This window comes from Nocardiopsis sp. L17-MgMaSL7, from assembly GCF_003182025.1.
In the GTDB taxonomy this organism is placed as follows: Bacteria; Actinomycetota; Actinomycetes; order Streptosporangiales; family Streptosporangiaceae; genus Nocardiopsis; species Nocardiopsis prasina.
The window spans coordinates 178,801-203,060 of record NZ_QGTF01000005.1 but is presented as its reverse complement, the minus strand read 5'-3'; the positions used below and the strand labels follow the sequence as shown (position 1 = coordinate 203,060).

Here is a 24,260-nt window from a genome sequence, read left to right as displayed (position 1 = left end):
GGGGCCGCCCCCCAAGGGAGACGGCCCCGCGACGTTCACCAGGCTGGATCAGCCCCGGTCGATGGTGATGACCGGGGAGGTCCAGGTCTCCCAGTGGTCCGGGTTCTCCGGGTCACCGAGCGCCTTCAGCGCCTTGGCCCGCAGACGGTAGTCACCGTCACGGACGTCGGTCACCCGGTTCCGCGAGTCCACCACGGTGCCGTCCCAGACATAACTGAAGAAGGCGGTGCTGGTGGCGCTGCGGTTGACGTGGTCGACACCGACCGCCAGGTTGCGGTCCGGGTGGACCGGGCGGCCGGTGCGCTCGTCGACGACGGTCATCTCCAGCCGGGTGACGTGGTGGTCGAAGTGCGCGATCACGTACGGCACGTCCGGCAGACCGTCCACCCAGTCCATCGAGAAGGTGGCGCCGTCCGGCTGGTTCCGGAAGGTACCGCCCCCACTGTCCGCGCACTCCAGACCGGTGAAGACCTCGCACTGGGAGATGCGGGTCAGCCACGGCAGCTCGTGCACGTTCCCGTTGGCGTCGGTGATCGGGGTCATCGCCTCGATCTCCTGGTAGTCGCCGTTGTAGGCGGCGTACGGAACACGGACGGTGCCGGTCTCCGCCGCGCCGCCGATCTCGGTGACCTCCACGTAGCCGCCGTAGACCATCTGCGCGTACTCACGTGCGGGCGGCGTGACGGTCACCTGGACCTCGGCGGACTCGCCGGGGCCCAGGGTCACCTTGTCCTCGCTGAGGTCGGCTTGGGCGTAGGCGTCGTTGAAGGACGGTGCGAAGGTGCTTCCGTGCGTGCCCAGCGCGGGAGCGTGGGCGATCTCGTAGGTGGCCTGCTCGTCCCCGCCGTTGGTGATGGTGACGGTCTCGGTCACGGGTCCCTCGGTGGCGCCCAGGGGCAGCTTCGCGGGGGACAGGCCCGTGGTGGTCAGGATCGAACCGGGGACGTCGAGCATGCCCGCGCCCTGGCGGTGGACGTTGTCCAGGGCACCCAGGTCCGGGTTGCCCCACCAGGCGGTGGGGTCGGCGGTGTTCTGGAGGACGTCGCGCACGTCGTGCGCGGCCAGGTCCGGACGGGCCTCCAACAGCAGGGCGACGCCGCCCGCGACGTGCGGGGACGACATCGAGGTGCCGCTGATGGTCGCGTAGCCGCCCTTGGCCATCGGGTACGTGGAGTTGATCAGACCGCCGGGGGCGCCCAGGTCCGGCTTGATGTCCAGGTCGGCCGACAAGCCGTAGGAGCTGAAGCTGCTGATCAGACCCCCGGTCGGGTTGGGGATCGTGGTCTCCTCGCCGGTCCAGGTGAGGGTGACGGACTCGCCGCCCTCCAGCAGCTCGCGCAGGTGCGCACCGGCCTCGTCGGAGACGCCCACGGAGAACGCGCCCTGGTCGACGATGCCGCCGCCCGCGAACATGCCGGGCAGGTTGTTGTGGATGACGACACCGGTGGCACCGGCGGCCAGCGCGGCGTCGTACTTCTCACCGAAGGTGCACTCGCCGCGCACCATGAGCGCGGTACGGCCCTCGGGGTCCCCCTCCAGCTCGTCGCCCGCGGCCAGACAGCCCCGTCCGACGTACACGAGTTCGTCGGTCTCGCCGGAGGTGGGCGGCAGGACGGCGTCGTCCATCTCCATGTAGGCGATGGTCTCGCCGCTCTGGGTGACCTCCGCGGCGTTGGCGCGGATGTGCGTGTTGTCGTAGGCGGCGACGCCGATGACGTCGGCTCCCAGGCCCGGGGCCCCGGCGGAGTACAGGCCGGAGGCGCCCTCGTTGCCGATGGAGGCCACGACCACCATGCCCTCGTCGACCAGATTGTCCGAGGCGACGGCGGTCGGGTACTGGGGCCACGTGTGGGCCGAGCCCACGCTCATGTTGAGCACGTCCATGTCGTCGGCCAGCGCCTGTTCCATGGCCGCGATCATGATGTCGGAGGTGGTGGAGCCGGTGCAGCCGAACACCTTGTAGGCGCCGAAGACGACGTCGGGCGCGACGCCCGTGACCTGGCCCTGGGCGCCGATGATGCCCGCGACGTGGGTGCCGTGGCCGTTGCAGTCCTGCGGGTCGTCGTCGGGGACGGGGTGGTTCCTCGCCGGGACGCTCGCGTTGAAGTCGTCGCCGACGAAGTCGTGTCCGGCGACCACGCGCTCGGACGGGAAGCCGCCCGGGCCGCCGAGGTCGGGGTGGGTGTAGTCGACGCCGGTGTCCATGACGGCCACGCGCAGGCCCTCACCGGACAGTCCGAGTTCGCTCTGGACGATGTCCGCGCCGGTCATGCCGAGGGCGGTGTCCATCTCGGGCGAGCTGTCGTCGAAGTCCGGGATCTCGTGGCGGACGACCGGGTGGATGGCGGCGACGCCGGGGATCTCCCGGGCCGTGCTCACCTGGGCGTCGTCCATCTCCACGGAGAGGCCGTTCCACAGTTCGCTGAAGGACAGCCGTTCGGTGTACTGGAGGCCGAACTCGTCGGCCTCGGAGCGGAACTCGGCCTGTTCGTCCTCGACGAGCGCTGAGGCCGTTCCCTCGGCGGTGGGCGGGCTCTCCAGTTCGATGAACCACAGGTCCTGGACCTGGTGGGTCAGTTCGCCGTTCTCCGCGGTGGGCGCCGGGTGGAGCGGTGCGAGTTCCGAGCCCTCGTCGGCGCCTGCCGGTGTGACCGCGACGAGTCCCGCGATCAGTGTCAGCCCGGCGATCGGTGCCAGGCGTGACAGGTTGCGTGCCACCTTGTCAACACATCCCTTCTCGTGCGCGCCTCAGGACACCGGGGGAACGGCGCACCCCGGGTGCGGAGGAACGCGCACGGGGGGATACGCCGCAGGTTGTCCGTGATCGGATAATCGGCGCGCATGGCAACGAGATCATTGCCTTGTGCGATAGAGGTGTCAATGTGCTGTGAGGATCAATATGGCCACACAATGGATTCATGTGGTTCAAGTTCCTCTGGAGCCTCATCTCCCAATAAAGAGGACATAAAGCTCTTGTGGGTCGAAAGGGCACCATAAATTCCGGTGGTCACACTCGGTCCCGAGTTCCGCTGCCCGCACGGTCCCACGAAAAGCCCAGGTGGGGGCGGTGCGCGCGCCCAAGCGGAGGTTGCTGAGGTGCAGCCGGAGTCCGGGAGTACCGCCGAGTAGAGTGAAGGGGTTGTGCCGCCCTCCGGCGGTGCGACGGGTGTCGAACGAGCGAAGTCCGGTCCCGCGGCCACCACGGCCCGCGCAATCCGGCGCTGCCCCGCAACTGTGATGCCCCGCGCGTGCGCGGGGACGAGCCAGGTCGCCTCCTCGGCACCGACGAACCCCGTCCTCGTGGGAAGGACCGGCCGTCCCCGACCGGGCCGTGCTCTTCCCCTGCTCACTGAAGGAGCACCGCACCGTGCGGATCGCCCGCCAACTCCCCATCGCACTCCTGGGCGCCACCCTCGCCCTCACCGCCTGCGGCACCACCGACCCCGAGTCCGAGTCCGAGCCGACGCAGGAGACCGAGACCGCCTCCGCCGAGTGCGGGGCCCCCGAGCCCGCGGCCGACCGCGCGACCGTCGGCGACGGGACCTTCCCCGTCACCGTGGCCGACATGGTCGGGGAGGTCACCGTCGACGCCGCCCCCGAGCGCATCGTCTCCCTCTCGCCGAGCAACACCGAGATGCTCTTCGCCATCGGCGCCGGCGACCAGGTCGAGGCGGTCGACGACTACTCCAACTACCCCGACGAGGCCCCCACCACGGACCTCAGCGGCTTCACGCCCAACGTCGAGGCGATCAGCGAGTACGACCCCGACCTGGTGATCCTCGCTGACAGCGCCGTCGACACCGCCGACCAGCTCGGCGCCGTCGACATCCCCACCCTGGTCCTGCCCGGCGCCGCCGACCTGGAGGACGTCTACGCCCAGATCCGCCTGCTCGGGGACGTCACCGGGAAGACCGAGGAGGCCGACACCGAGGCCGACCGGATCGAGGACGAGTTCAACGGGATCGTCGAGTCCGTCTGCGCCGAGATCGGTGACAGCGAGCTCACCTTCTACCAGGAGCTCGACGACACCCTCTTCTCCGCCACCTCCGGCACCTTCGCCGGCCAGATCTACGAGTCCTTCGGACTGGTGAACATCGCGGACCAGGCGGACGACGGCGAGAGCGGCGGCTACCCGCAGCTGTCCCCGGAGTTCGTGGTCGAGGAGGACCCCGACCTCATCTTCCTCTCCTACGGTGACGAGTCCGCCGTCGAGGCGGTGGAGGAACGTCCCGCCTACGACACCGTCTCCGCCGTCCGGACCGGCTCGGTCCACCTCCTCGACACCGACATCGCCTCCCGCTGGGGACCGCGCGTGGTCGACTTCGCCCAGTCCGTGGGCGACGCGGTCGTCGAGACCGCCCAGCAGTAGGTCCGGAGCCGCACGGGCCGCACGCCCGGGCGGACGGGGACGAGAGCGAGGAGAGCGGGACGTGAAGGGCTTCGGGGTTCCCCTGGGCTGGATGCTGGGCGGCGCGGTCGCCCTGTTCGCGGCCGGGGTCCTCGGCGTCGCGGCGGGGGCCGCCTCGATCTCCGCCGGCGACATCCTCCGCCACCTGCTCAGCCTCCTGCCGTTTGGGGCGGTCGAGACGCCGCTCACCGAACGGCAGGAGGCGCTCCTCATGGAACTGCGCCTGCCCCGGGTGGTGATGGGCGCCGTCGTCGGCGCCCTGCTGGCCACCGCGGGCGGCGCCTACCAGGGCGTCTTCCGCAACCCGCTCGCTGACCCCTTCCTCCTCGGCGCCGCGGCCGGGGCCGGGTTGGGCGCCACCATGGTCATGGTCTTCGGCCACGAGGTGCTCGCCGACCCGCGCGCCCTCGTCCCGGTGGCCGCCTTCGTCGGCGCGCTGGCCGGGGTGGCCGCCGCCTACCTGCTCGGCTCCACCGCCGGGGGAGGGGGCACCGCGGCCCTGGTCCTGGCCGGGGTGGCGGTCTCCTCGTTCCTCTCCGCCGCTCAGACCCTCGTCCAGCAGATGGGCGTGGACCAGCTCCAACGCATCTACGCCTGGCTACTGGGCGGACTCGGCCGGGGCGGCTGGGACGACGTCCGCCTCATCGCCCCGTACGCGATCGTCGGACTGCTCGTCCTGCTGCTCTCCGGCTACCTGCTGGACATGCTCGCCCTGGGCGACGACAAGGCGGTCAGCCTGGGCCTCAACCCCGTGGCCGTGCGGATGGTCGTGATCGCCGCCGCCTCCCTGGCCACCGCCGCCGCCGTGTCCGTGAGCGGGCTGATCGGGTTCGTCGGTATCGTCGTCCCGCACGTCGTGCGCCGCCTCGTGGGCTCCAACTACCGGGCGATCCTGCCCGTCACCGTGCTGATGGGCGGCGCCTTCCTCGTCCTGGTGGACATCGTGGCGCGCACCATCGTCGCTCCCGCCGAACTCCCCATCGGGGTGGTCACCGCCTTCCTCGGCGCCCCCTTCTTCGTCATCATCCTGCGCACCACCCGCCACCGTGGCACCTGAGGCGCCGAACACCCCCACCAGCATCGTTCCCGGCACGCCACCGGGGCGTGACGCGAACGCGTCGGACACTCTGGGAGACTGGTGAACGCTATGGACATCACCTTGCTCGTCAGCATCATCGTCGTCGTCGCCCTCCTGGTGGTTGGTGGGTTCTTCCTGGTCAGGGCCGGACGCTCGGTCAAGCCGGGTAAGGAAGAAGCCAAGCCCGAGGTCACCAGGGAAACCGGGGCCACCGCCCTCGAAGAGGACCGTGAGAAGGACGGGGGAGCGGCCCAGACGCCCCCCGCCCACGCGCCTCCGGCCGAGGAGGCGGCCGCCCCGGCCCCGGCCGAACCCACCGCCCCCGAGATCGAGACCCCGCCCCCGTCCGCCGGGCGCATGGTCCGCCTGCGCGCCCGCCTGGCCCGCTCACAGAGCTCCTTCGGCCAGGGGCTGCTCAGCCTGCTCTCCTCCAAGAACCTGGACGAGGACACCTGGGAGGAGATCGAGGACACCCTCATCACCGCCGACATCGGTGTCGCCTCGGCCACCCAGATCGTGGAGAACCTGCGCACCCGCGTCAAGGTGCTCGGCACCCGCGAGACCGACGAGGTCCGCGCCCTGCTCCGCGAGGAACTCCTCAAGCAGATCAACACCGACGCCGACCGCGCCGTGCGCACCGAACCCCACGGCGACCGCCCGGCGGTCATCATGATCGTGGGCGTCAACGGCACCGGCAAGACCACCACCACCGGCAAGCTCGCCCGCGTCCTGGTCGGTGACGGCCGCAGCGTCGTGCTCGGAGCCGCCGACACCTTCCGCGCCGCCGCCACCGAACAGCTCCAGACCTGGGGCAGCCGGGTCGGCGCGCCGGTCGTGCGCAAGGAGGAGGGCGCCGACCCCGCCAGCGTGGCCTTCGACGCCGTCGCCCGCGGCATCGACGACGGCGCGGACACCGTGATCATCGACACCGCCGGGCGCCTGCACACCAAGACCGGCCTGATGGACGAGCTGGGCAAGGTCAAGCGCGTGGTGGAGAAGAAGTCCCGGGTCGACGAGGTCCTGCTCGTCCTGGACGCCACCACCGGCCAGAACGGACTGCGCCAGGCGCGCGTGTTCGCCGAGGTCGTCAACGTCACCGGCATCGCCCTGACCAAGCTCGACGGCACCGCCAAGGGCGGCATCATCGTCCAGGTCCAGCGAGAGCTGGGAGTCCCCGTCAAGCTCGTCGGACTCGGCGAGGGCCCCGACGACCTCGCTCCCTTCGACCCCGAGGTCTTCGTGGACGCCATCCTCGGCTGACCCGGGGGCACCACGAGCACCAGACGGCCGGACACCCGTGACACGGGGGTCCGGCCGTTCGTCGTTCGTCCTCCGAGCACGGCTTGTTCATGACGGCTTAACACTCCGAGCCGCCCTTTTACGCCTCCGCAACACGTCGGGTCCGGTCGGGAAACACCCGGGCCGGAAGGTGGTCGCCGTGGCCAGCGCATCGGGCCCGAAGACGCGCTCGCTGACCGCCGCATCTCACGACCATCCCCCGTCCGTGCAACGGAGGCGACGAAATGATTGACTCAGGCAACACCGCGTGGCTGCTGATGAGCGCCGCGCTGGTGATGCTCATGACCCCGGGCCTGGCCTTCTTCTACGGAGGCATGTCGCGGGCCAAGAGCGTCCTCAACATGATGCTGATGAGCTTCGGCAGCATCGCCATCATCAGCGTCCTGTGGGTCCTGGTGGGCCACTCACTGACCTACGCGCCCGGCCACGGCGCCCTGGAGATGTTCGTCGGAGGCTTCGACTACGTCGGCCTCAGCAGCATCATGACCGAGGTCGAGCCGATGGACGGCACCGACGGCGGCTACCCGCTGCTCGTCGACGCGGGCTTCCAGCTGATGTTCGCGGTCATCACCGTGGCCCTGATCAGCGGCGCCATCGCCGACCGCGCCAAGTTCGGCGCCTGGCTGCTGTTCGCCCCGATCTGGGCGCTCCTCGTGTACTTCCCCGTGGCCCACTGGGTCTGGGGCGGCGGCTGGATCGCCAGCATGCACGAGTTCACCGGCCTGCCCGAGGTCATCGACTTCGCGGGCGGCACCGCGGTGCACATCAACGCCGGGGCCGCGGCCCTGGCCCTGGTCCTCGTCCTCGGCCGCCGCAAGGGCTTCGGCTCCGAGTCGATGCGCCCGCACAACCTGCCGTTCGTCCTGCTCGGCGCGGCCCTGCTGTGGTTCGGCTGGTTCGGCTTCAACGGCGGCTCCGCCTACGCGGCCAACGAGCAGGCCGCCCTGGCCCTGGTCAACACCCAGGTCGCCACCGCCGCCGCGACCGCCGCCTGGATGCTGGTCGAGCGCCTCCGTTACGGCAAGGTCAGCGCCCTGGGCTTCGCCTCCGGCGCCATCGCAGGGCTCGTCGCCATCACGCCCTCCGCGGCCAACGTCACCCCGGTCGGCGCGATCATCGTCGGCGCCCTGTCCGGCGCGATCTGCGCCTACGCCATCAGCTGGAAGTTCCGCTTCAAGTACGACGACGCCCTGGACGTCGTGGGCATCCACATGGTCGGCGGCATCGTCGGCTGCCTCGCCCTCGGGTTCATCGCCTCCGCCGCCGTCCCCGGCGGCGGGGACGCGGGCCTGTTCTTCGGTGGTGGCCTCGGCCTCCTCGCGGCGCAGGCGATCTCCGTGATCGGCGTCATGGTCTACACCTTCATCGTCACGTGGGTCATCGCCAAGGTCATCGACCTGCTCATCGGCTTCCGTATCGCCGAGGAGGTCGAGACCAACGGCCTGGACCACGAGCTCCACGCGGAGTCGGCCTACGCCTTCGACGAGCTCGACGAGCTGGAGGAAACGACGGCCTCCTCGCCGACGCCTCCGGGCGAGGAGGCTGCCTCACCGCGGGTCGGGTCCTAGCTCTCAACGTCGAGGCGACCGGTCCCGGTCCACCGGCACGGTGGGGCGGACAGAGGGGCCGACGGGGGATTTCTCCCCGTCGGCCCCGTTGGCGTTGTGGCTGTTCCGCCCGCCCAGCAGCCGCGGATTCCGATGATTTGTGCGTGTTCATGGAGTGGTGTTGGCAGTGGCGCGTGCTCGCGTTCGATACCCTTTCTGGGCGGTGCGGCGGCCAACCCGGTCTCGGGGGAACGGCGAAGGGCGCCGGGATGGGCCGACCCACGGGGCCCACCGGACGCGACCGGCCAGGTCCGCCCGCGTCACCACGTCGCGGAGAGGCAGGGCGGGAAGACGCCCGGGACCCTCCCACGACCTTTTCTTCACGCGCATTCGGATCAGCACCCCACAGGTCGGGGTCAGGAGGCAAGATGGCGCCGGTTACGCACAACAGGGGTCGCGGACGCGGACGGCTCGCCCTCGCCGCGGTGGGCACGATCACCGCGCTGGGACTGGCCGGATGCGGCTTCGGCGGCGACGAAGACGAGCCCGCTCCCGCCGAGGAGACGGCCGAGCCGGTCGACGCCGCGCCCCTGCTGGAGCAGGCCCTGGCGGACCTGGCCGACTACCCGGCGCTCACGGCGGACGGGCAGGTCGCCCACACCGTGGGCGGGGACATCCAGGAGACCACCGTGACCGTCGCCGACGGCGGCGCGACCAGCGGCACCGTCCGCGCCAACGGGGTCGAGGCGGAGATGATCGCCGCCGACAGCAAGATCTTCCTGCGCGCCGGTGAGGAGTTCTGGCTCGACAAGAACGTCTTCGGACCCGACAGCGACCAGTTCGACGGCGCCTGGGTGCGCTCCTCCACCGCGCAGGCGGGCATCAACCCGCAGAACACGCTGGCCCCGCCCGCGCTCGCGGCCATTCTGGAGGAGATCGGTCTGGAGGGCGACGAGGCCGTCGAGGAGACCCTCGACGACACCCGCGCCTACAAGGTCGACCTCAACGGCGAACGCAACCAGCTGTGGATCGACGCCGAGACCAACCAGGTGCTGCGCGTCGAGGTCGAGGAACTCGTCCCCGAGGGCGGTGAGAACGGGCCGCAGGTCCGCCTGGACATCGCCCAGGCCGACGAGGCCGCCGCCGAGGAGCTCTACGACAACCTGACCACCGTCACCGAGGAGGAGCTCACCGGCTCACGTGACGCGCGCGTCGAGGTGAGCTGGGACGGCCAGCCCGAGATGGAGTGCGTCGACGGTCCGCACTGCACCTGGTCCGGCACCGTCCGCGACGCCGGCGCCTCGGGCAGCGGCACGGTCCTGGTCCGCATGGACGTCACCTTCACCCAGGACCAGATCGGTGACGAGGAGTGCTCCGACAGCGGCTCCCTGGAGGCGGGCGGCTCGCTCGCCCTCTCCTGTGACGCCAACTACAACATCGTCACCTCCGAGCCCAAGACCTACGAGGACATCCAGGGCGAGGCCCGGTTGTCCACCCGCGGACTGAGCGGCGGCCAGCAGGAGGAGATGCTCGCCGCCCTGGCCGAGCAGCGCGAGGCCACCCTCGCGGGCGACGCCGAGGAGAGCGAGGGCGCCGAGGAGTCCGAGGGCGCCGAGGCGCAGGAGACCGAGGGCGAGTAGCCCCGACCCCACAGGCCCGAACCCGACCCGTGCGCGGGTCCGGGTGCCGGGGAGGCGGGAACCGGGCGGGGGCGCGTCCCCCGCCCTTCCGTGCCGGGGGTCGTCCCGGCCGGACCTGGGCTTCGTGCCCGGTGACGGCGGGGCGGTAGGCTAGGAAGTCAAACCCGACGACGAAGGACTGGCCAAACTCGTGTTCGAGACGCTTTCCGACCGGCTGACATCGGTCTTCTCCTCGCTGCGCGGCAAGGGGCGGCTGTCCGAGGAGGACATCAACGCGACCGCGCGCGAGATCCGTCTCGCGCTGCTTGAGGCGGACGTGGCGCTGCCCGTGGTCCGCGAGTTCATCTCGCGGATCAAGGAACGCGCTCGCGGTGAGGAGGTCTCCAAGGCCCTCAACCCCGCCCAGCAGGTCATCAGGATCGTCAACGAGGAACTGGTCGAGATCCTCGGTGGCGAGACCCGGCAGATCCGCTTCGGCAAGACGCCGCCCACCGTGATCATGCTCGCGGGTCTCCAGGGCGCCGGTAAGACCACCCTCGCGGGCAAGCTCGCCAAGTGGCTCGCCGCCGACCGCAACACCCCGCTGCTGGTCGCCGCCGACCTCCAGCGCCCCAACGCCGTCACCCAGCTCCAGGTGGTCGGTGAGCGTGCGGGCACCCCCGTGTTCGCTCCCGAGCCCGGCAACGGCGTGGGGAACCCCGTCGACGTGGCCCGCGAGTCCATCGAGCACGCGCGGCGCAACAACCACAACGTCGTCATCATCGACACCGCGGGTCGCCTCGGTGTGGACACCGAGATGATGCAGCAGGCCGCGGACATCCGCGACGCGGTCAACCCCGACGAGATCCTCTTCGTCGTCGACGCCATGATCGGTCAGGACGCGGTCAACACCGCCCAGGCCTTCCTGGACGGGGTCGGCTACGACGCGGTCGCGCTCACCAAGCTCGACGGTGACGCCCGCGGCGGTGCGGCCCTGTCCATCCGGCACCTCACCGGCCGCCCGATCATGTTCGCCTCCACCGGCGAGAAGCTCGAGGACTTCGACCTCTTCCACCCGGACCGGATGGCCTCGCGCATCCTGGACATGGGTGACGTCCTCACCCTCATCGAACAGGCCCAGCGCACGTTCGACGAGGCCGAGGTCGAGAAGATGGCCTCGACCATGGCCTCGGACGACGACTTCACGCTGGACGACTTCCTCCAGCAGATGTCGATGGTCCGCAAGCTCGGCCCGATCGGCAACCTGCTCGGCATGATGCCCGGCATGGGACAGATGCGCGAGCAGATCGACGGCATCGACGACAAGGACCTGGACCGCATCCAGGCGATCATCCAGTCGATGACCCCCGGCGAGCGCGCCAACCCGAAGATGATCAACGGCTCCCGCCGTCTGCGCATCGCCAACGGTTCCGGCACGCAGGTGAGCGACGTCAACGGCCTGGTCACCCGCTTCTTCGAGGCGCAGAAGATGATGCGCAAGATGAAGAGCGGTGGCGGCATGCCGGGGATGCCCGGCATGCCCGGCATGGGCGGCGGCGGCAACAAGAAGAAGGCCAAGGCCCAGGCCAAGAAGGCGAAGAAGGGCAAGCAGCGCAGCGGCAACCCCATGAAGGCCCGCCAGCAGGAGGCCGACCGCGCCGCCGAGCGCAAGCGGCGCCAGGAGGAGGGCGGCCAGGAGATGCCGCAGCTGCCCCCGGGTCTCGGCGGCGGTGGCGGCGACCAGCCCACCCTCCCGCCCGGTTTCGGCGGCCCGAACATGCCGGACCTGTCCAACTTCAAGCTGCCGAAGAAGTAGCTGGTAGGGCACGGCGACAGTGACACCCGCCACGGCCCGCCCGGGGACTCCCCGGGCGGGCCGCGGTCGTTCTCGAACCGGGCCGCGCGCGCGGCGGTGTCCTGTCCAAGGAACACGTCCGCGTCTGGCACAATGAGTAGTCGACTAACGGTGGCCGGGTCAGCCCTCTAACTAACCCGCCGCCCACGTCCTGCCTCGACGGGTTCCACAACCCCACGTGGGTCGCCCATCAGGCGCTAACACCGTTATACGGGAGAAGACCACTCCAGTGGCTGTCAAACTGAAGCTCAAGCGTATGGGCAAGATCCGTACGCCCCAGTACCGTGTCATCGTCGCCGACGCCCGCAACAAGCGTGACGGCAAGGCGATCGAGGAGATCGGCAAGTACCACCCCAAGGAGCACCCGAGCCTCATCGAGGTCGACTCCGAGCGGGCCCAGTACTGGCTGTCCGTCGGCGCCCAGCCGACCGACGCGGTGAAGGTCCTCCTGCGCAAGACCGGTGACTGGCAGAAGTTCAAGGGCCTGGCCGCTCCGGCGCCGCTCCAGGTCGCCGAGGCCAAGGACCCCGAGGCTCAGGACGCCGCCTTCCAGGCCGCGCTGAAGGAGCTCGTCCTTCCCGGTCAGGAGAAGAAGACCAAGAAGGCCGAGAAGAAGACGGACAAGGCGGCCGACAAGCCCGCCGAGGCCGCCGAGGCTGAGAAGAAGTCCGAGGGCGAGGCCTAATCGTGCTGGAAGAGGCGCTTGAGCACCTCGTGAAGGGGATCGTCACGAACTCCGATGACGTCCAGGTGAGAGCCAAGCGGCTCCGCAAGGGCAAGGTTCTGGAGGTCCGGGTCCACCCGGACGACCTCGGCAAGGTCATCGGTCGCAACGGCCGGACCGCCAAGGCACTGCGGACCGTCGTCGGCTCCCTCGCTGGCGGCCGGTACGTCCGCGTGGACCTGTTGGACCTGAACGAAGTGCGCTGACGCGCCTCTGGGGGCGCCGACCGCTGACGGTCGGCGCCCCGCACTCGTGCCCGGGGACCGTGTGAACGGCCCCGGGCACGGTCTTCCCCGGGGTGGCTCCCCGCCCGGGGACACCGAGGGGGACCCGGACGCCGGGACGCCTCGTGTGACATCCGGGGATCGAGGAACAACCAAAGGAAAGCACTGCTCATGCGACTCGTGGTGGGCCGGATCGGCCGCGCGCACGGTATCCGCGGCGACGTCGCCGTCGACGTGCGCACCGACGACCCCGACGCCCGGTTCACCGTCGGCGCCGTCCTCCAGACGGACCCGGCCTCGACCGGTCCGCTCAAGGTGGCCTCGACGCGCCGCCACAGCGGCAGGCTGCTCATCCGCTTCGAGGGCATGGCCGACCGCGACGCCGCCGAGACGCTGCGCGGCACCCTCCTCACCGTGGACTCCGAGGACATCGCCCCCCTGGACGACCCCGACGAGTTCCACGACCACGAACTCATCGGCCTGACCGCCGTCACCACCGAGGGCGCGACCGTGGGTGAGGTCGAGGACGTCCTCCACCACGCGCAGGACGTGCTGGTCATCACCGCCGAGACCGGCGGGCACGAGATCCTGGTGCCGTTCGTCGCCGCCCTGGTCCCCGAGGTCGACGTCGCGGGCGGGCGGATCGTGCTCGACCCGCCGCCCGGCCTGCTCGACCTCCAGAACACCGACTGAACGAGTACGCAGTGCGCATCGACATCATCAGCATCTTCCCCGACTACTTCGCTCCGCTCGAGCTCTCGCTGATCGGTAAGGCGCGCGAGGCGGGCCTGCTCGACGTGCGCGTCCACGACCTGCGCGACTGGACCCACGACCGGCACAACACCGTGGACGACACCCCCTACGGCGGCGGTCCCGGCATGGTCATGAAGCCCGAGCCGTGGGGTGAGGCACTCGACGAGGTCGTGGCGGGGCGGCCGACGCGGCTGGTCCTGCCCACCCCGAGCGGACGCCCCTTCACCCAGGCCGACGCCGAGCGGCTCGCGGGCGAGGAGAACCTGGTGTTCGGCTGCGGGCGGTACGAGGGCATCGACTCCAGGGTCGCGGCGGACGCCGCCGAGCGGATGCCGGTCGAGGAGATCAGCATCGGTGACTACGTCCTCAACGGGGGTGAGTCGGCCACGCTGGTGATGGTGGAGGCCATCACCCGGCTGCTGCCCGGCGTGCTCGGCAACCGGGAGTCTCACGTCCAGGACTCCTTCGCCTCCGGTGGCATGGAACACCTGGTGGAGGGGCCGGTGTACACCAAGCCCGGCACGTGGCGGGGCCAGGAGGTTCCGCCGGTGCTGCTCTCCGGCAACCACGGGGCGGTGGACCGCTGGCGCCGTGACCAGGCGCTGCGCAAGACCGCCCGCAACCGGCCCGACCTGGTCGCGGCCACCCCGGCCGAGGCCCTCGACAAGCGGGACCGCGAGGTCCTTGCCGAGGAACGGACCGCACCGAGCTCGTAGAGTGTGGTGAACGGCCGGTTCGGGACGGCCGGGATCATGTGGCAAACTGGGTGAGTTCCCCCCTGGTGACCCCAAGGCATCCGCATGCCGGCGGTACGACGTCGGCCTCTGTGTCGGTCACCGGGTGGTTCCACAGTTCAGACCCAACAGGGCCTCGCCCGCGCACCCCCTCCCCGGAGCAGCCGGGGGGCAGGACGCGGCGCGCTATCGATGAGGATTCGCGAGATGCACACCGCCATTCAGGAGCTTGAGAAGGCTCAGCTTCGCACCGACATTCCGGACTTCCGTCCCGGTGACACCCTCAACGTCCACGTCCGCGTGACCGAGGGCACCCGTACCCGTGTCCAGGTCTTCAAGGGCGTCGTCATCCGCCGTCAGGGCTCGGGCAACCGCGAGACCTTCACCATCCGCAAGGTGAGCTACGGCGTGGGCGTGGAGCGTACGTTCCCCATCCACACGCCGGCCGTCGAGAAGTACGAGGTCGTCGCCCGCGGTCGCGTGCGTCGCGCCAAGCTGTACTACCTGCGCGACCTGCGCGGCAAGGCCGCCCGCATCCGCGAGCGCCGCGAGCCCGTCAACAAGTAGGCCCTGGCTGATCCGGCCGGAACCATGCCGCCCCGCCGGGCGGCAGGATAGGCTTTCGGCCGATGAGCAAAGACGAGAGGGACCTCGGCTCGGACGCGGTCCCGGACGAGGATTCCGCCCGGCCCGGCCCGGAGGAGCGCAGCTCCGCCACTGGCTCCCAGACGCATGAGCGCCTGGGAGCCAGTGGTGTATCCGACGCCGCTGGTCAGGGGCCGGAGGAGAGAGCTGACGCCGACATGAGCCAGTCCCAGAGCAGTGCGAAGAAGGGGTCGTTCTGGAAGGAACTCCCCATCCTGATCGTGATCGCCCTCGTGCTGGCGTTCGTGATCAGGACCTGGGTGATGCAGGCGTTCTACATCCCCTCTTCGTCCATGGAGAACACCCTGCTCGTGGGTGACCGGGTCCTGGTGAACAAGGTCGTCTACCAGGTCCGCGACATCGAGCGCGGAGAGGTGATCGTGTTCAACGGCGACGGGTCGTGGGACGATCCGACCGTCGTGCAGCCCCCGGAGTCGACCAACCCGATCAGCCGCGGCTTCACGTGGGTGCAGCAGCAACTCGGAGCGGCGCCCACGGGCAAGGAGTACATCAAGCGGGTCATCGGTCTGCCGGGTGACACCGTGGAGTGCTGCGACGAACAGAACCGGATCCTGGTCAACGGTGTTCCCCTGGAAGAGGACGACTACCTGTACCCGGGCAGCGTGGGGAGCCACACCGAGTTCGGCCCCATCGAGGTGCCGGAGGGGTACCTGTGGCTGATGGGCGACCACCGGGCCATCTCCTACGACTCCCGCATGAACCAGAACAACCCCGGGGGCGGGGCCGTCCCGGTCGACCACGTCGTCGGACGGGCCTTCGTCATCATCTGGCCGTTCAGCCAGGCCGGCGGGCTCGGCGTCCCGCAGACCTTCGACGAGCTGGACGGATCCGAGGACTGAGCCGGTGACCCGGCCGGCCGAACGATTTCTGGGTATCGTCGCAGGTCATGGCGGTGCTTTCGGGTCACGTGACCGATCCGTCGAAGGAATTCCGCTCGACGGGGCACAAAAGCCCGTTCCGTGACGCATGATGGAACTCGGATCGTATCGGCGTTCCCCGAACGCGTGGGGCCGTCTCCGGCGGGTACCAGCCGGGTGGCGGAGGTGTTGCCACGTCAGGGGGACCGGCACATCATGACCGGAGAGTGCTGACGAAAGCGAGCGCGCACATGAGTTCTGAGGACCTGGAGAAGTACGAGGCCGAGATGGAGCTCCAGCTCTATCGCGAGTACCGCGACGTCGTCGGCCTGTTCGGCTACGTGGTGGAGACCGAACGGCGTTTCTACCTCACCAACCACGTGGACCTCCAGCCCCGCTCGACGGAGAACGGGGAGATGTACTTCGAGGTCGTGATGGAGGACGCCTGGGTCTGGGACATGTACCGCCCGGCCCGGTTCGTGCGCAACGTGCGCGTGGTGACGTTCAAGGACGTGAACGTCGAGGAGATCACCAAGTCCGACCTGGAGATGCCCCCGGCGGACGGTGGCGGTCCCGGGGAGTAGCCGTCCCGCGGCGTCCCCCTCCCTCCCTCTCCGTGGAGCGGGTTATCCACAGGAGAAACTGACCCCTGGCGTGCCCGGCCCCGATCACCGACCGTGGTTACGGGAGGTGGTCGCCGGTGGATCGGTGGGCCGAGTACCGAAGGAAAGTGGGACGCCGCGGCGAGGAGCTCGCCGCGGCCTACCTCGAACGGGCCGGGATGCGGGTGCTCGCCCGCAACTGGCGGGCCCCGGGTGGCGCCGGGGAGATCGACATCGTGGCCCGGGACGGGCCCTTCCTGGTGGTCGCCGAGGTCAAGACCCGCGGTTCGCTGCGGTACGGCCATCCGGTGGAGGCCATCACCGAGAGCAAACGCCGCCGACTGCGGGGGCTGGGCCGGTCCTGGGCCCTTCTGCACCGCTGCCCGCCCCGGCCGCTGCGGATCGACGGGGTCTGCCTGCTGGTCTCGGGCGGGCGCGTGTTCGTCTCCCACGAACGGGGGATGGGCTGATGTCGCTCGCCCTCACACACTGCGTGACGCTGCTGGGCGTCCAGGGGCACATCGTCGAGGTGGAGGTGCACCTGGGCGGCGGAGAGCCCGGGGTCACCCTGGTGGGGCTGCCGGACGCCGCCCTCCGGGAGGCCCGGGACCGGATCCGCGCCGCGGTGGCCAACAGCTCCGAGACCTGGCCCAGCGGACAGATCACCATCAGTCTGTCCCCGGCCAGCCTGCCCAAGTCCGGCAGCCTCTTCGACCTGGCCATCGCCGGTGCGGTGCTGGCCGCAGCCGGTGAGGTGCCGCTGGACCGGCTGGCCGGGACCGTGCTCATCGCCGAACTCGGCCTGGACGGTCGGGCCCGCCCGGTGCGCGGGGTACTGCCCGCCATGGTGTCCGCGGCCGAGCAGGGCTTCACCCGGTTCGTGGTGGCCGCGGGCAACCTGGCGGAGGCCCGGCTGGTATCGGACGTGACGGTCGTGGCCGTGGCCGACCTCGCCGAACTGTGCGGCTGGCTGCGCGGGGAGGAGGAGCCGGAACCGCCCGCCGAGAGGCCCGCACCGGTCGTCGCCCCGGACCACGGCGGCCCCGACCTCGCTGACGTGCTCGGTCAGCCGGTGGCCCGTCGGGCGGTGGAGATCGCCGCCGCCGGAGGGCACAACCTGATGATGTTGGGCCCACCGGGAACAGGCAAGAGTCTGCTGGCGGAACGCCTGCCCACGGTGCTGCCCACGCTCTCTCCCACCGAGGCGCTGGAGGCCACGGCGATCCACTCGGTGGCCGGGCTGCTCCCGCCCGGCGCACCGCTGGTCACCGTGCCTCCCTTCGCCGCCCCGCACCACACCTCCAGCCGCGCCTCGATCATCGGGGGCGGTCACGGCAACCCGCAGCCGGGCTGGGTGTCCAAGGCACACCACGGCATCCTGTTCGTGGACGAGGCCCCGCAGTTCGGCCGTGGGGTGCTGGACTCGCTGCGCGAACCCCTGGAGCGCGGTGAGGTGGTGATCGCCCGCTCCACCTCCACGGTGGCCTTCCCCGCCCGTTTCCAGCTGGTCATGGCCGCCAACCCGTGCCCCTGTGCCAAACCCGGCAGCCTCTGCGCCTGTCCGTCCGGTGAGCGGCGGCGGTATTTCTCCCGGCTGTCCGGCCCGCTGTTGGACCGGATCGACCTCAAGGTGGAACTCCAACCGGTGGCACGGGCCGAACTCCTCGCGGACCGGGCCTTCGCCGAGTCCTCCGCGACCGTGGCCGCCCGGGTCGTGCAGGCCCGGACCCGGGCCAGGGAGCGGCTGGCGGACACCCCCTGGAGCACCAACGCGGCCATCCCCGGGGCCAGGCTGCGGCGGGACTTCCCGGTGGAACCGGCGGCCCTACGTGTGCTCGGACGCGCGATGGACGCCGGACAGATCAGTGCGCGAGGGGTCGACCGCGCCCTGAGGGTGGCCTGGACCCTGGCCGACCTCGCGGGCCGGGAGCGCCCCACGGAGGAGGAGACCGCCTACGCCTACGCACTCTGGGCCGGAAGGGCGTGGTGACGTGACCGACGAGGCACGCGCACGCGTCGGTCTGACGGCGGTGGCGCCACCCGGCCACCGCTGGCTGGGGCCGTTGGTGAACGAGCTCGGGGCCGCGACCGTCTGGGCCGCACTGCTGTCGGGGGAGCCGCCCCCGGGCCGCCCACCGCCGTCGGAGCAGGCGGTTCGGAGTTGGCGGGGCTGGTCGGAGCGGGCCCGAAGGGTGGACCCGGACCGGCTGCTGGACGCCTCGGCGGAGGCGGGGGTCCGGTTCGTCGCCCCGGGGGACCCCGAGTGGCCGGGGCGGCTCGACGAGCTGCCCGTCTGCTACGGGCTCTGGGTGCGGGGTATGGGGGACCTGCGCAACCTCTGCCTGCGGTCGGTGTCGGTCGTGGGCGCGCGCTCCGCGACCTCCTACGGGCTGCACGTGGCCGCCGAGTTCTCCTGCGAACTGGCGGACCGCTCCTTCTCTGTGGTCTCCGGGGGCGCCTACGGGGTGGACGGCGCCGCGCACCGGGCGGCCCTCACCACGGGGAGCACCGTGGTGGTCCTGGCCTGCGGGCTGGACACGGACTACCCGCGCGGTCACGCGGGGCTGTTCGCGGACGTGGCGCGCACGGGGGTGCTGGTCAGTGAGTGGCCGGTGGGCCGGACCCCGCGGACCCCGGACTTCCTGGTGCGCAACCGGCTGATCGCCGCGCTCACCCCCGGCACGGTGGTGGTGGAGGCGGGTGCCCGGAGCGGGGCCCTGAACACCGCCTCCCACGCCACCGACCTCCACCGGGTGCTGATGGCCGTCCCGGGTCCGGTGACCTCGCCGATGTCGGTGGGCTGTCACCGTCTGCTCCGCGAGGGCCGGGCCAGCTGCGTGACCCGCGCGGACGACGTGGTCGAGCTGGTCGTGCCCCTGGGCGAGGCCGCCCCCGAAGGGGCGGGTCCCCTGGTGCCCGCCGCCGAGCTGGACCGGGAGACCGCCCGGGTGCTCTCCGCCGTGACCCGTCGTGGCGTGGGCACCGCCGTGGTGGCCTCGAACAGCACCGGGAACCTGGAGCACACGATCCGGGCGCTGGGCATGCTGGCGGCGGCCGGCCTGGTGGAACGCTGCGAGGCCGGCTGGCGGCTCCCGGAGCGCCGCCGTCCGAAGAGGGATGCCCACCGTGCCCGCTCAGCCCCCGGCTGACATCCTCGGGGCCTCCCGGTCCCCTGGTGGAGGGACGGGAGGGCGTCACGGGCCTCGGACGCTGGCCTGCGGAGAATTACCGGTACGGGGTCCCAGGGCTGGTAAAACACGCTGTAGCTGATGTGTAACTGCGGTTGGACAGAGTGGTGGGTGTCGATTATTCGACGCGCTGTCAAACCTTGGACGAAGAAAGGAGTGAGATCGTATGTCTATCGAGTCCGGTCACCTCTCGGCAAGCCTCGGCGACCTTCCGGTCGAGGAATTCAGTTCGAGTGGCGAGGGTGTCGTCGGCTTCGGCTCCAACCAGCCCGGTGGTATCGAGTCGCTCGGTTCCACGCTGGCCATGATGGAGATCGGCGCCTCCGGCGGTGGCGAGTGCTGCAGCTGCTGCAGCTGCTGCCCCTGCTGCTGCTGCAGCTGATCCAGTGACCAGACCGGTCGCCCCACTGGCTCCATCGGGGTGGTGACCGGTTCGGTTGCCTGGGACTGGGGTCGGCGGGCCGATCGGACCACGGTTCACGATCGGCCCGTCGGCGTCGCTCCGGAAGGTGCGGGAACCGGCCCCCGCGCCCGCGTCGCCCCTCGGAAGCCGGTCCCCTTTCCCGGATCGCTTCCAGGCGTGAATGTATTCGGATGCAAACCCGCTGTAGGTGCGGTGTAAGCAGCGGCCGGGATGATGGTGCAGCGCCGCAGCACAAAGGCTTCGGTGCTTCGTCCAAAAGTGAGGGAGGAGGTTCCCATGTCGATGAAGGCTGACCAGATCTCCGCTGGTCTCGGAGACCTTCCGGTCGAGGAATTCAGCACCAGCAGTGAGGGTGTTCTCGGCTTCGGTTCGGACCAGCCCGGTGGTATCGAGTCGCTCGGTTCCACGCTGGCCATGATGGAGATCGGCGCGTCTGGCAGTGGCGGCGGCTGCTGCAGCTGCTGTAGCTGCTGCCCCTGCTGCTGCTGCAGCTGATCCGGCGGGGCGGTCCCGGTGCGGGCTTCCGTGCCGGGGTCGTCCCCTCGCAACAGTGAGAGAGAAGAGAAGGGCGCGGATGCGACCGAAACTCCGGCCAGATGTCTACTACGTCCCGACCGCCGACGGGGCCTTCATCATCGACAGCGCACGGTCAGTGACACTGCGTGGTGGAGCGATCTATCAGTGGGTGGAACTGCTCGCGCCGAGCCTGGACGGTTCCGTGCCGCTCGAGGACCTGACCTCTGGGTTGTCGCCCGCCCACCAGAAGATGGCCCTCGACCTGGTGGGGCTGCTCGAACGCAACGGATTCGTCCGCGACGTCAGCGACGACCTGCCGCACACGCTGACCGAGACGGAGCTCAAGCGCTACCAGGCGGAGATCGCCTACGTCGACTTCCGGTGCGACTCCGGCCCGGCGCGGTTCCAGACCTGGCGCGGCACCCGCATGGTCGTCGTGGGCAACGCCCCGCTCGCCGACTCCGCCGCGCGCGCCGCCTGGCACCTGGGCTGTAGCCGTGTGGAGGTCGTCGACCCCTCCGACGACGCCGACGCCCGCGCCGCGCGCGCCGCCGACCTCGCCGCGCTGCGGGAGGAGGACCCCGCCCTCGAACTCGTCGAGACCCCGGCCGCCGACCTCGCCGCGAGCGTGTCCGCCGCCGACTTCGTGGTCGTGCTGACCGAGGACCCGGCGCTCATCGACACCGTGGCGGAGGCCTGCACGGCTCCGCTCCTGCCGGTCCTGGTGACCCGTGACTCGGCGTGGGTGGGACCGATCCCGGGCGGTGCGGCCGGTTGGGCCGACGCCAAGGCGCGCCTGACCGACACCGGCACCCTCCCCGCCGGACCCTCGACCTGGTTGCGCGGACCCGCCGTGGGCGTGCCCGCCAACACCGCGCTGTTCGCGGCCTTCCGCGCCGTGACGGGCGCCTACCCCGCGCCGGTCTCCGGTGAGGTGGAGCGCATCGACCTGGAGACCCTGGAGTCCCAGACCGGTCGCGTGCTGCCGGTGGGCGCGGCACCGGCCCCCGTCAGTGAGGACCCGCGGGCGACGATCGACAGCGAGGCGTTCTCCCACGCCGCCGCCGAACTGTTCGACCCGCTCACCGGCCCGCTCCTCGAGATCGAGGAGCACCCGGAGCAGCTGCCGCTGCGCGTCGCCGTGGCCCGCCTGGTGAAGGGCGGCCAGACCACCGACGTCCTCGGTGTGGCCGACGCCTTCGTGGAGGCCCGGCACGGCGCCACCCTGGCCGCCCTCGGCCGCCTGGCCGCCGCCCATCCGGCGAGCGGACCGGCCCGGGACCTCGTCAGCGGTGAGACCGGTCCCGTGGTCAAGCCGGTGGACATCACCGACGCCCACGTCCCCGGTATCGGAGCCGCGCTCGACCGTGAGTCCGCGCTCTCCCAGGCGGTGCTGGACTACGCCGCGGAGCGGGCCGTGCCCGTCCCCGAACGGGCTCCGCTGATCGGCCGGGACGACCTCCCCGAACCCGTCGGCGAGCAGCTGCGCCGACTGGAACTGCTCGCGCAGTCGGGGGTCCGCCTCTTCCAGCTGGACGCCGAGCTGCCGACGGTCCTGGCCGCCTCCGACGCCGGGGCGTTGACGCGCGCCTCCGGCCCGGACCTGGCCTCCGCCGCCTCGCTGGCCGTCATCCGCGCCACGACTGCCGTGCAGTGCGGTGAGAACCCCGTCACGACGCCGCCACGACCGGAACGCGTGCCCGAACCCGAGGGTTCGGCGGCCCCGCTGACCGGACACCTGCTGACGTCCGAGGGCGCGGTCAAGCTGTTGGCCGCGCGCGGGCACCGGCTCGGGGTCGTGGAACTGGACGGCGAGCCCGCTCTGCGGACGGCGACGCCGCACCTGGTCAGGGTGGTGGAGCTGTGACCGAGTCGTTGACGGCCGCCCCCACCGTGGTGGGAACCGGTGTCCTGGCCGAGGCCCTCAGGGCCGTGGTCCCGCCGGAGTACACGGTGGTGGTCGGTGAGGACGGTGTCCTGCCGGAGATCCCTGCCGGGAGCGGGCCGGTGCTGCCGGTGCTCGCGCGCCGGGACCGGCTCTACGTCGGGCCGGTGGTGCGTGAGGACCGCCCCGGGTGCCCCGAGTGCCTGGAGTCGCGTCTGCTGTTGGCCCGGGAGTTCCCGGAGCCGATGGCCGAGATCGACCGCCGCGATCCGGAGCGGCTCCGAAGGTGGGCGCCGCCCGCGCTGACCCACCTGCACGCGGAGTTCGCGGCCGAGGTCGCTGGCAGGCTGGTCGAGCTGGACCGGGACCAGGACACCGCCGAGCGGCGGTCGGTCATGGTCGTCCGGCTGATCGGCCTCGGTGTGCGCCGCGCGGTGCTCCTGCCCGACCCGCTGTGCGCCGTGTGCGGTGCGCTGCCCGAGGACAGCCCCGAGGACACGGAGACACTCGTTCCGAGCACCTCGCTGTCCCACAAGCCGGGTTCGATGCGGACCAAGTCCCTTGTGGACGACGAGTCCTTCCTTCCCACCTATGTGGACCGGGACGTCGGCCTCGTACGCACCCTCTTCAAGTACGGCGGCGGCGTGTTCCCGAACATGACCGCGCCGCTGGGTCTGCGGAACTCGACCGACATCGAGCAGGGCATCGGCCGTACCCCCTCCTACCGGGAGTCGGGAACCGCGGCCGTGGCCGAGGCGGTCGAGCGCTGGGGCGGGATGAGCCCGTCGGGACACCGCAGTGTGGTCACGGGTGCCTACAAGGACCTCCCCGAGGCCCTCGACCTGCGACGGCTCGGCCTGCACGACGAGCACCGCTACGACGAGGAGGGCTTCCCGTGCCAGCGGTGGACCGAGGAGTCGGAGCTGGACTGGGTCTGGGGCAGGTCCCTCACCCATGACAGGCCGGTCCTCGTGCCGGAGACCTACGCCTACTACCGCACCCGGCTGGTGCGCCCGGACCGTCCCCGGTTCCTGTACGAGGTGTCCAACGGCTGCGCCGTCGGCGGTTCCATGCCGGAGACGATCCTGCACGGGCTGATGGAGGTCATCGAGCGCGACGCGTTCCTGATGACCTGGTACTCGCGCCGCACCCCGGCCGAGATCGACCTCAGCACGGCCAAGGGAACCACCGTGCCGCTCCTGCTTGAGCGCATCGAGCGGCTGACCGGGTACACGGCGCACGCCTGGGACACCACCACCGAGCACGGCATCCCCAGCGTGTGGGTGGGCGTCGTCGACGAGCAGGAGCGCGACGGTTACGCCCGCTTCCTGTGCGCGGCGGCCTCGCACTTCGACATGGAGGACGCGGTGGCGGCCGGGCTCCTGGAGCTGGCCCCGATCATCGCCCAGCACCAGGACGAGCCCGACGACGTGCAGGACCTCGCCCGGCGTATGGTCGACGACCCCGACCTGTGCACCTCGATGCTGCACCACAGCCAGCTCAACGGCAGGCCGGAGGCCCAGGACCGGTTGGCGTTCCTGTTCGACGGGCCCAAGCGGGAGATGGCCGAGCCCGACCCGAGGCTGCACACCGACGGGCCCACCGACCTGGAGGCGCTGCTCAACGACACCGTCGAGCGTCTGCGGCAGCACGGCCTGGAGGTGCTGGTGGTCGACCAGACCACCCCCGAGCACCGGGCGGGCGGTCTGTTCTGCGTGAAGGTGATCGTTCCGGGGATGCTGCCGATGACCTTCGGCAACAGGTTCCGCCGTGTGCGCGGACTCGACCGGGTGTTCGCGGCGGCGGCGAAGGAGGGCTTCGACGACGTGAACCCCGACCCGCACCCGTTCCCATGACGGACACGCACCCGAACCCGTCGGC

21 protein-coding genes are annotated in these 24,260 nt (G+C 70.9%); 20 read left to right on the top strand and 1 reads right to left on the bottom strand.

The window, feature by feature from the left end:
* Positions 1 to 48: 48 nt before the first annotated feature.
* Positions 49 to 2,718, bottom strand: coding sequence for a S8 family serine peptidase (locus BDW27_RS10785; protein WP_110049204.1), 2,670 nt, complete (start codon positions 2,716 to 2,718; stop codon positions 49 to 51).
* Between the two features lie 649 nt (positions 2,719 to 3,367).
* Here BDW27_RS10785 and BDW27_RS10780 point away from each other — a divergent pair.
* The 20 genes from BDW27_RS10780 (at position 3,368) to BDW27_RS10685 (ending at position 24,235) form a co-directional block, all read left to right on the top strand.
* The gene (locus BDW27_RS10780) at positions 3,368 to 4,369 is read left to right on the top strand and encodes an ABC transporter substrate-binding protein (protein WP_110049314.1); all 1,002 of its coding nucleotides are present in this window, start codon (positions 3,368 to 3,370) and stop codon (positions 4,367 to 4,369) included.
* A gap of 61 nt (positions 4,370 to 4,430) precedes the next feature.
* Positions 4,431 to 5,465, top strand: coding sequence for an iron ABC transporter permease (locus tag BDW27_RS10775; protein ID WP_110049203.1), 1,035 nt, complete (start codon positions 4,431 to 4,433; stop codon positions 5,463 to 5,465).
* A 90-nt stretch (positions 5,466 to 5,555) separates the two neighbouring features.
* Entirely contained in the window at positions 5,556 to 6,746 is a 1,191-nt protein-coding gene (gene ftsY, locus BDW27_RS10770; protein WP_110049202.1) for a signal recognition particle-docking protein FtsY, read from the top strand.
* A gap of 263 nt (positions 6,747 to 7,009) precedes the next feature.
* A complete protein-coding gene (locus tag BDW27_RS10765) occupies positions 7,010 to 8,353 on the top strand; it encodes an ammonium transporter (RefSeq protein WP_017545964.1) in 1,344 nt (447 codons plus the stop codon).
* A 407-nt stretch (positions 8,354 to 8,760) separates the two neighbouring features.
* Entirely contained in the window at positions 8,761 to 9,972 is a 1,212-nt protein-coding gene (locus tag BDW27_RS10760) for a hypothetical protein (protein ID WP_110049201.1), read from the top strand.
* A gap of 190 nt (positions 9,973 to 10,162) precedes the next feature.
* Complete coding sequence (ffh, locus tag BDW27_RS10755) at positions 10,163 to 11,767, top strand: signal recognition particle protein (RefSeq protein WP_110049200.1); 1,605 nt, start codon at positions 10,163 to 10,165, stop codon at positions 11,765 to 11,767.
* Positions 11,768 to 12,035: 268 nt separating this feature from the next.
* Entirely contained in the window at positions 12,036 to 12,491 is a 456-nt protein-coding gene (gene rpsP, locus BDW27_RS10750) for a 30S ribosomal protein S16 (RefSeq protein ID WP_026129498.1), read from the top strand.
* Between the two features lie 2 nt (positions 12,492 to 12,493).
* Positions 12,494 to 12,736, top strand: coding sequence for an RNA-binding protein (locus tag BDW27_RS10745; protein ID WP_026129499.1), 243 nt, complete (start codon positions 12,494 to 12,496; stop codon positions 12,734 to 12,736).
* A gap of 189 nt (positions 12,737 to 12,925) precedes the next feature.
* Entirely contained in the window at positions 12,926 to 13,447 is a 522-nt protein-coding gene (gene rimM / locus BDW27_RS10740) for a ribosome maturation factor RimM (RefSeq protein ID WP_017545969.1), read from the top strand.
* Positions 13,448 to 13,458: 11 nt separating this feature from the next.
* On the top strand, positions 13,459 to 14,223 hold the full coding sequence (gene trmD / locus BDW27_RS10735; protein ID WP_017545970.1) for a tRNA (guanosine(37)-N1)-methyltransferase TrmD: 765 nt from the start codon (positions 13,459 to 13,461) through the stop codon (positions 14,221 to 14,223).
* 225 nt (positions 14,224 to 14,448) lie between these two features.
* A complete protein-coding gene (rplS, locus tag BDW27_RS10730; protein ID WP_017545971.1) occupies positions 14,449 to 14,808 on the top strand; it encodes a 50S ribosomal protein L19 in 360 nt (119 codons plus the stop codon).
* Between the two features lie 62 nt (positions 14,809 to 14,870).
* Positions 14,871 to 15,746, top strand: coding sequence for a signal peptidase I (lepB, locus tag BDW27_RS10725; RefSeq protein WP_110049199.1), 876 nt, complete (start codon positions 14,871 to 14,873; stop codon positions 15,744 to 15,746).
* Positions 15,747 to 16,015: 269 nt separating this feature from the next.
* Positions 16,016 to 16,348, top strand: coding sequence for a DUF2469 domain-containing protein (locus BDW27_RS10720; protein ID WP_017545973.1), 333 nt, complete (start codon positions 16,016 to 16,018; stop codon positions 16,346 to 16,348).
* Between the two features lie 116 nt (positions 16,349 to 16,464).
* On the top strand, positions 16,465 to 16,836 hold the full coding sequence (locus BDW27_RS10715) for a YraN family protein (protein WP_026129501.1): 372 nt from the start codon (positions 16,465 to 16,467) through the stop codon (positions 16,834 to 16,836).
* Positions 16,836 to 18,356, top strand: coding sequence for a YifB family Mg chelatase-like AAA ATPase (locus BDW27_RS10710; protein WP_110049198.1), 1,521 nt, complete (start codon positions 16,836 to 16,838; stop codon positions 18,354 to 18,356). The genes BDW27_RS10715 and BDW27_RS10710 overlap by 1 nt, the downstream gene beginning before the upstream one ends.
* Position 18,357: 1 nt before the next feature.
* Entirely contained in the window at positions 18,358 to 19,515 is a 1,158-nt protein-coding gene (gene dprA / locus BDW27_RS10705; RefSeq protein WP_110049197.1) for a DNA-processing protein DprA, read from the top strand.
* 205 nt (positions 19,516 to 19,720) lie between these two features.
* The gene (locus BDW27_RS10700) at positions 19,721 to 19,936 is read left to right on the top strand and encodes a hypothetical protein (RefSeq protein WP_017545977.1); all 216 of its coding nucleotides are present in this window, start codon (positions 19,721 to 19,723) and stop codon (positions 19,934 to 19,936) included.
* A 318-nt stretch (positions 19,937 to 20,254) separates the two neighbouring features.
* The gene (locus tag BDW27_RS10695) at positions 20,255 to 20,473 is read left to right on the top strand and encodes a hypothetical protein (protein WP_017545978.1); all 219 of its coding nucleotides are present in this window, start codon (positions 20,255 to 20,257) and stop codon (positions 20,471 to 20,473) included.
* A gap of 79 nt (positions 20,474 to 20,552) precedes the next feature.
* A complete protein-coding gene (locus BDW27_RS10690; RefSeq protein ID WP_110049196.1) occupies positions 20,553 to 22,361 on the top strand; it encodes an NAD(P)-dependent oxidoreductase in 1,809 nt (602 codons plus the stop codon).
* A complete protein-coding gene (locus BDW27_RS10685) occupies positions 22,358 to 24,235 on the top strand; it encodes a TOMM precursor leader peptide-binding protein (RefSeq protein WP_017545980.1) in 1,878 nt (625 codons plus the stop codon). The genes BDW27_RS10690 and BDW27_RS10685 overlap by 4 nt, the downstream gene beginning before the upstream one ends.
* Positions 24,236 to 24,260 lie beyond the last annotated feature (25 nt).

What these genes read in the sequence shown, in the direction of transcription:
- BDW27_RS10695 (WP_017545978.1), top strand. Translation starts at nt 20,255, where the DNA reads ATGTCGATGAAGGCTGACCAGATCTCCGCTGGTCTCGGAGACCTTCCG.
- BDW27_RS10690 (WP_110049196.1), top strand. Translation starts at nt 20,553, where the DNA reads ATGCGACCGAAACTCCGGCCAGATGTCTACTACGTCCCGACCGCCGAC.
- BDW27_RS10765 (WP_017545964.1), top strand. Translation starts at nt 7,010, where the DNA reads ATGATTGACTCAGGCAACACCGCGTGGCTGCTGATGAGCGCCGCGCTG.
- BDW27_RS10700 (WP_017545977.1), top strand. Translation starts at nt 19,721, where the DNA reads ATGTCTATCGAGTCCGGTCACCTCTCGGCAAGCCTCGGCGACCTTCCG.
- BDW27_RS10760 (WP_110049201.1), top strand. Translation starts at nt 8,761, where the DNA reads ATGGCGCCGGTTACGCACAACAGGGGTCGCGGACGCGGACGGCTCGCC.
- rplS (WP_017545971.1), top strand. Translation starts at nt 14,449, where the DNA reads ATGCACACCGCCATTCAGGAGCTTGAGAAGGCTCAGCTTCGCACCGAC.
- lepB (WP_110049199.1), top strand. Translation starts at nt 14,871, where the DNA reads ATGAGCAAAGACGAGAGGGACCTCGGCTCGGACGCGGTCCCGGACGAG.
- BDW27_RS10720 (WP_017545973.1), top strand. Translation starts at nt 16,016, where the DNA reads ATGAGTTCTGAGGACCTGGAGAAGTACGAGGCCGAGATGGAGCTCCAG.
- ftsY (WP_110049202.1), top strand. Translation starts at nt 5,556, where the DNA reads ATGGACATCACCTTGCTCGTCAGCATCATCGTCGTCGTCGCCCTCCTG.
- rimM (WP_017545969.1), top strand. Translation starts at nt 12,926, where the DNA reads ATGCGACTCGTGGTGGGCCGGATCGGCCGCGCGCACGGTATCCGCGGC.
- BDW27_RS10710 (WP_110049198.1), top strand. Translation starts at nt 16,836, where the DNA reads ATGTCGCTCGCCCTCACACACTGCGTGACGCTGCTGGGCGTCCAGGGG.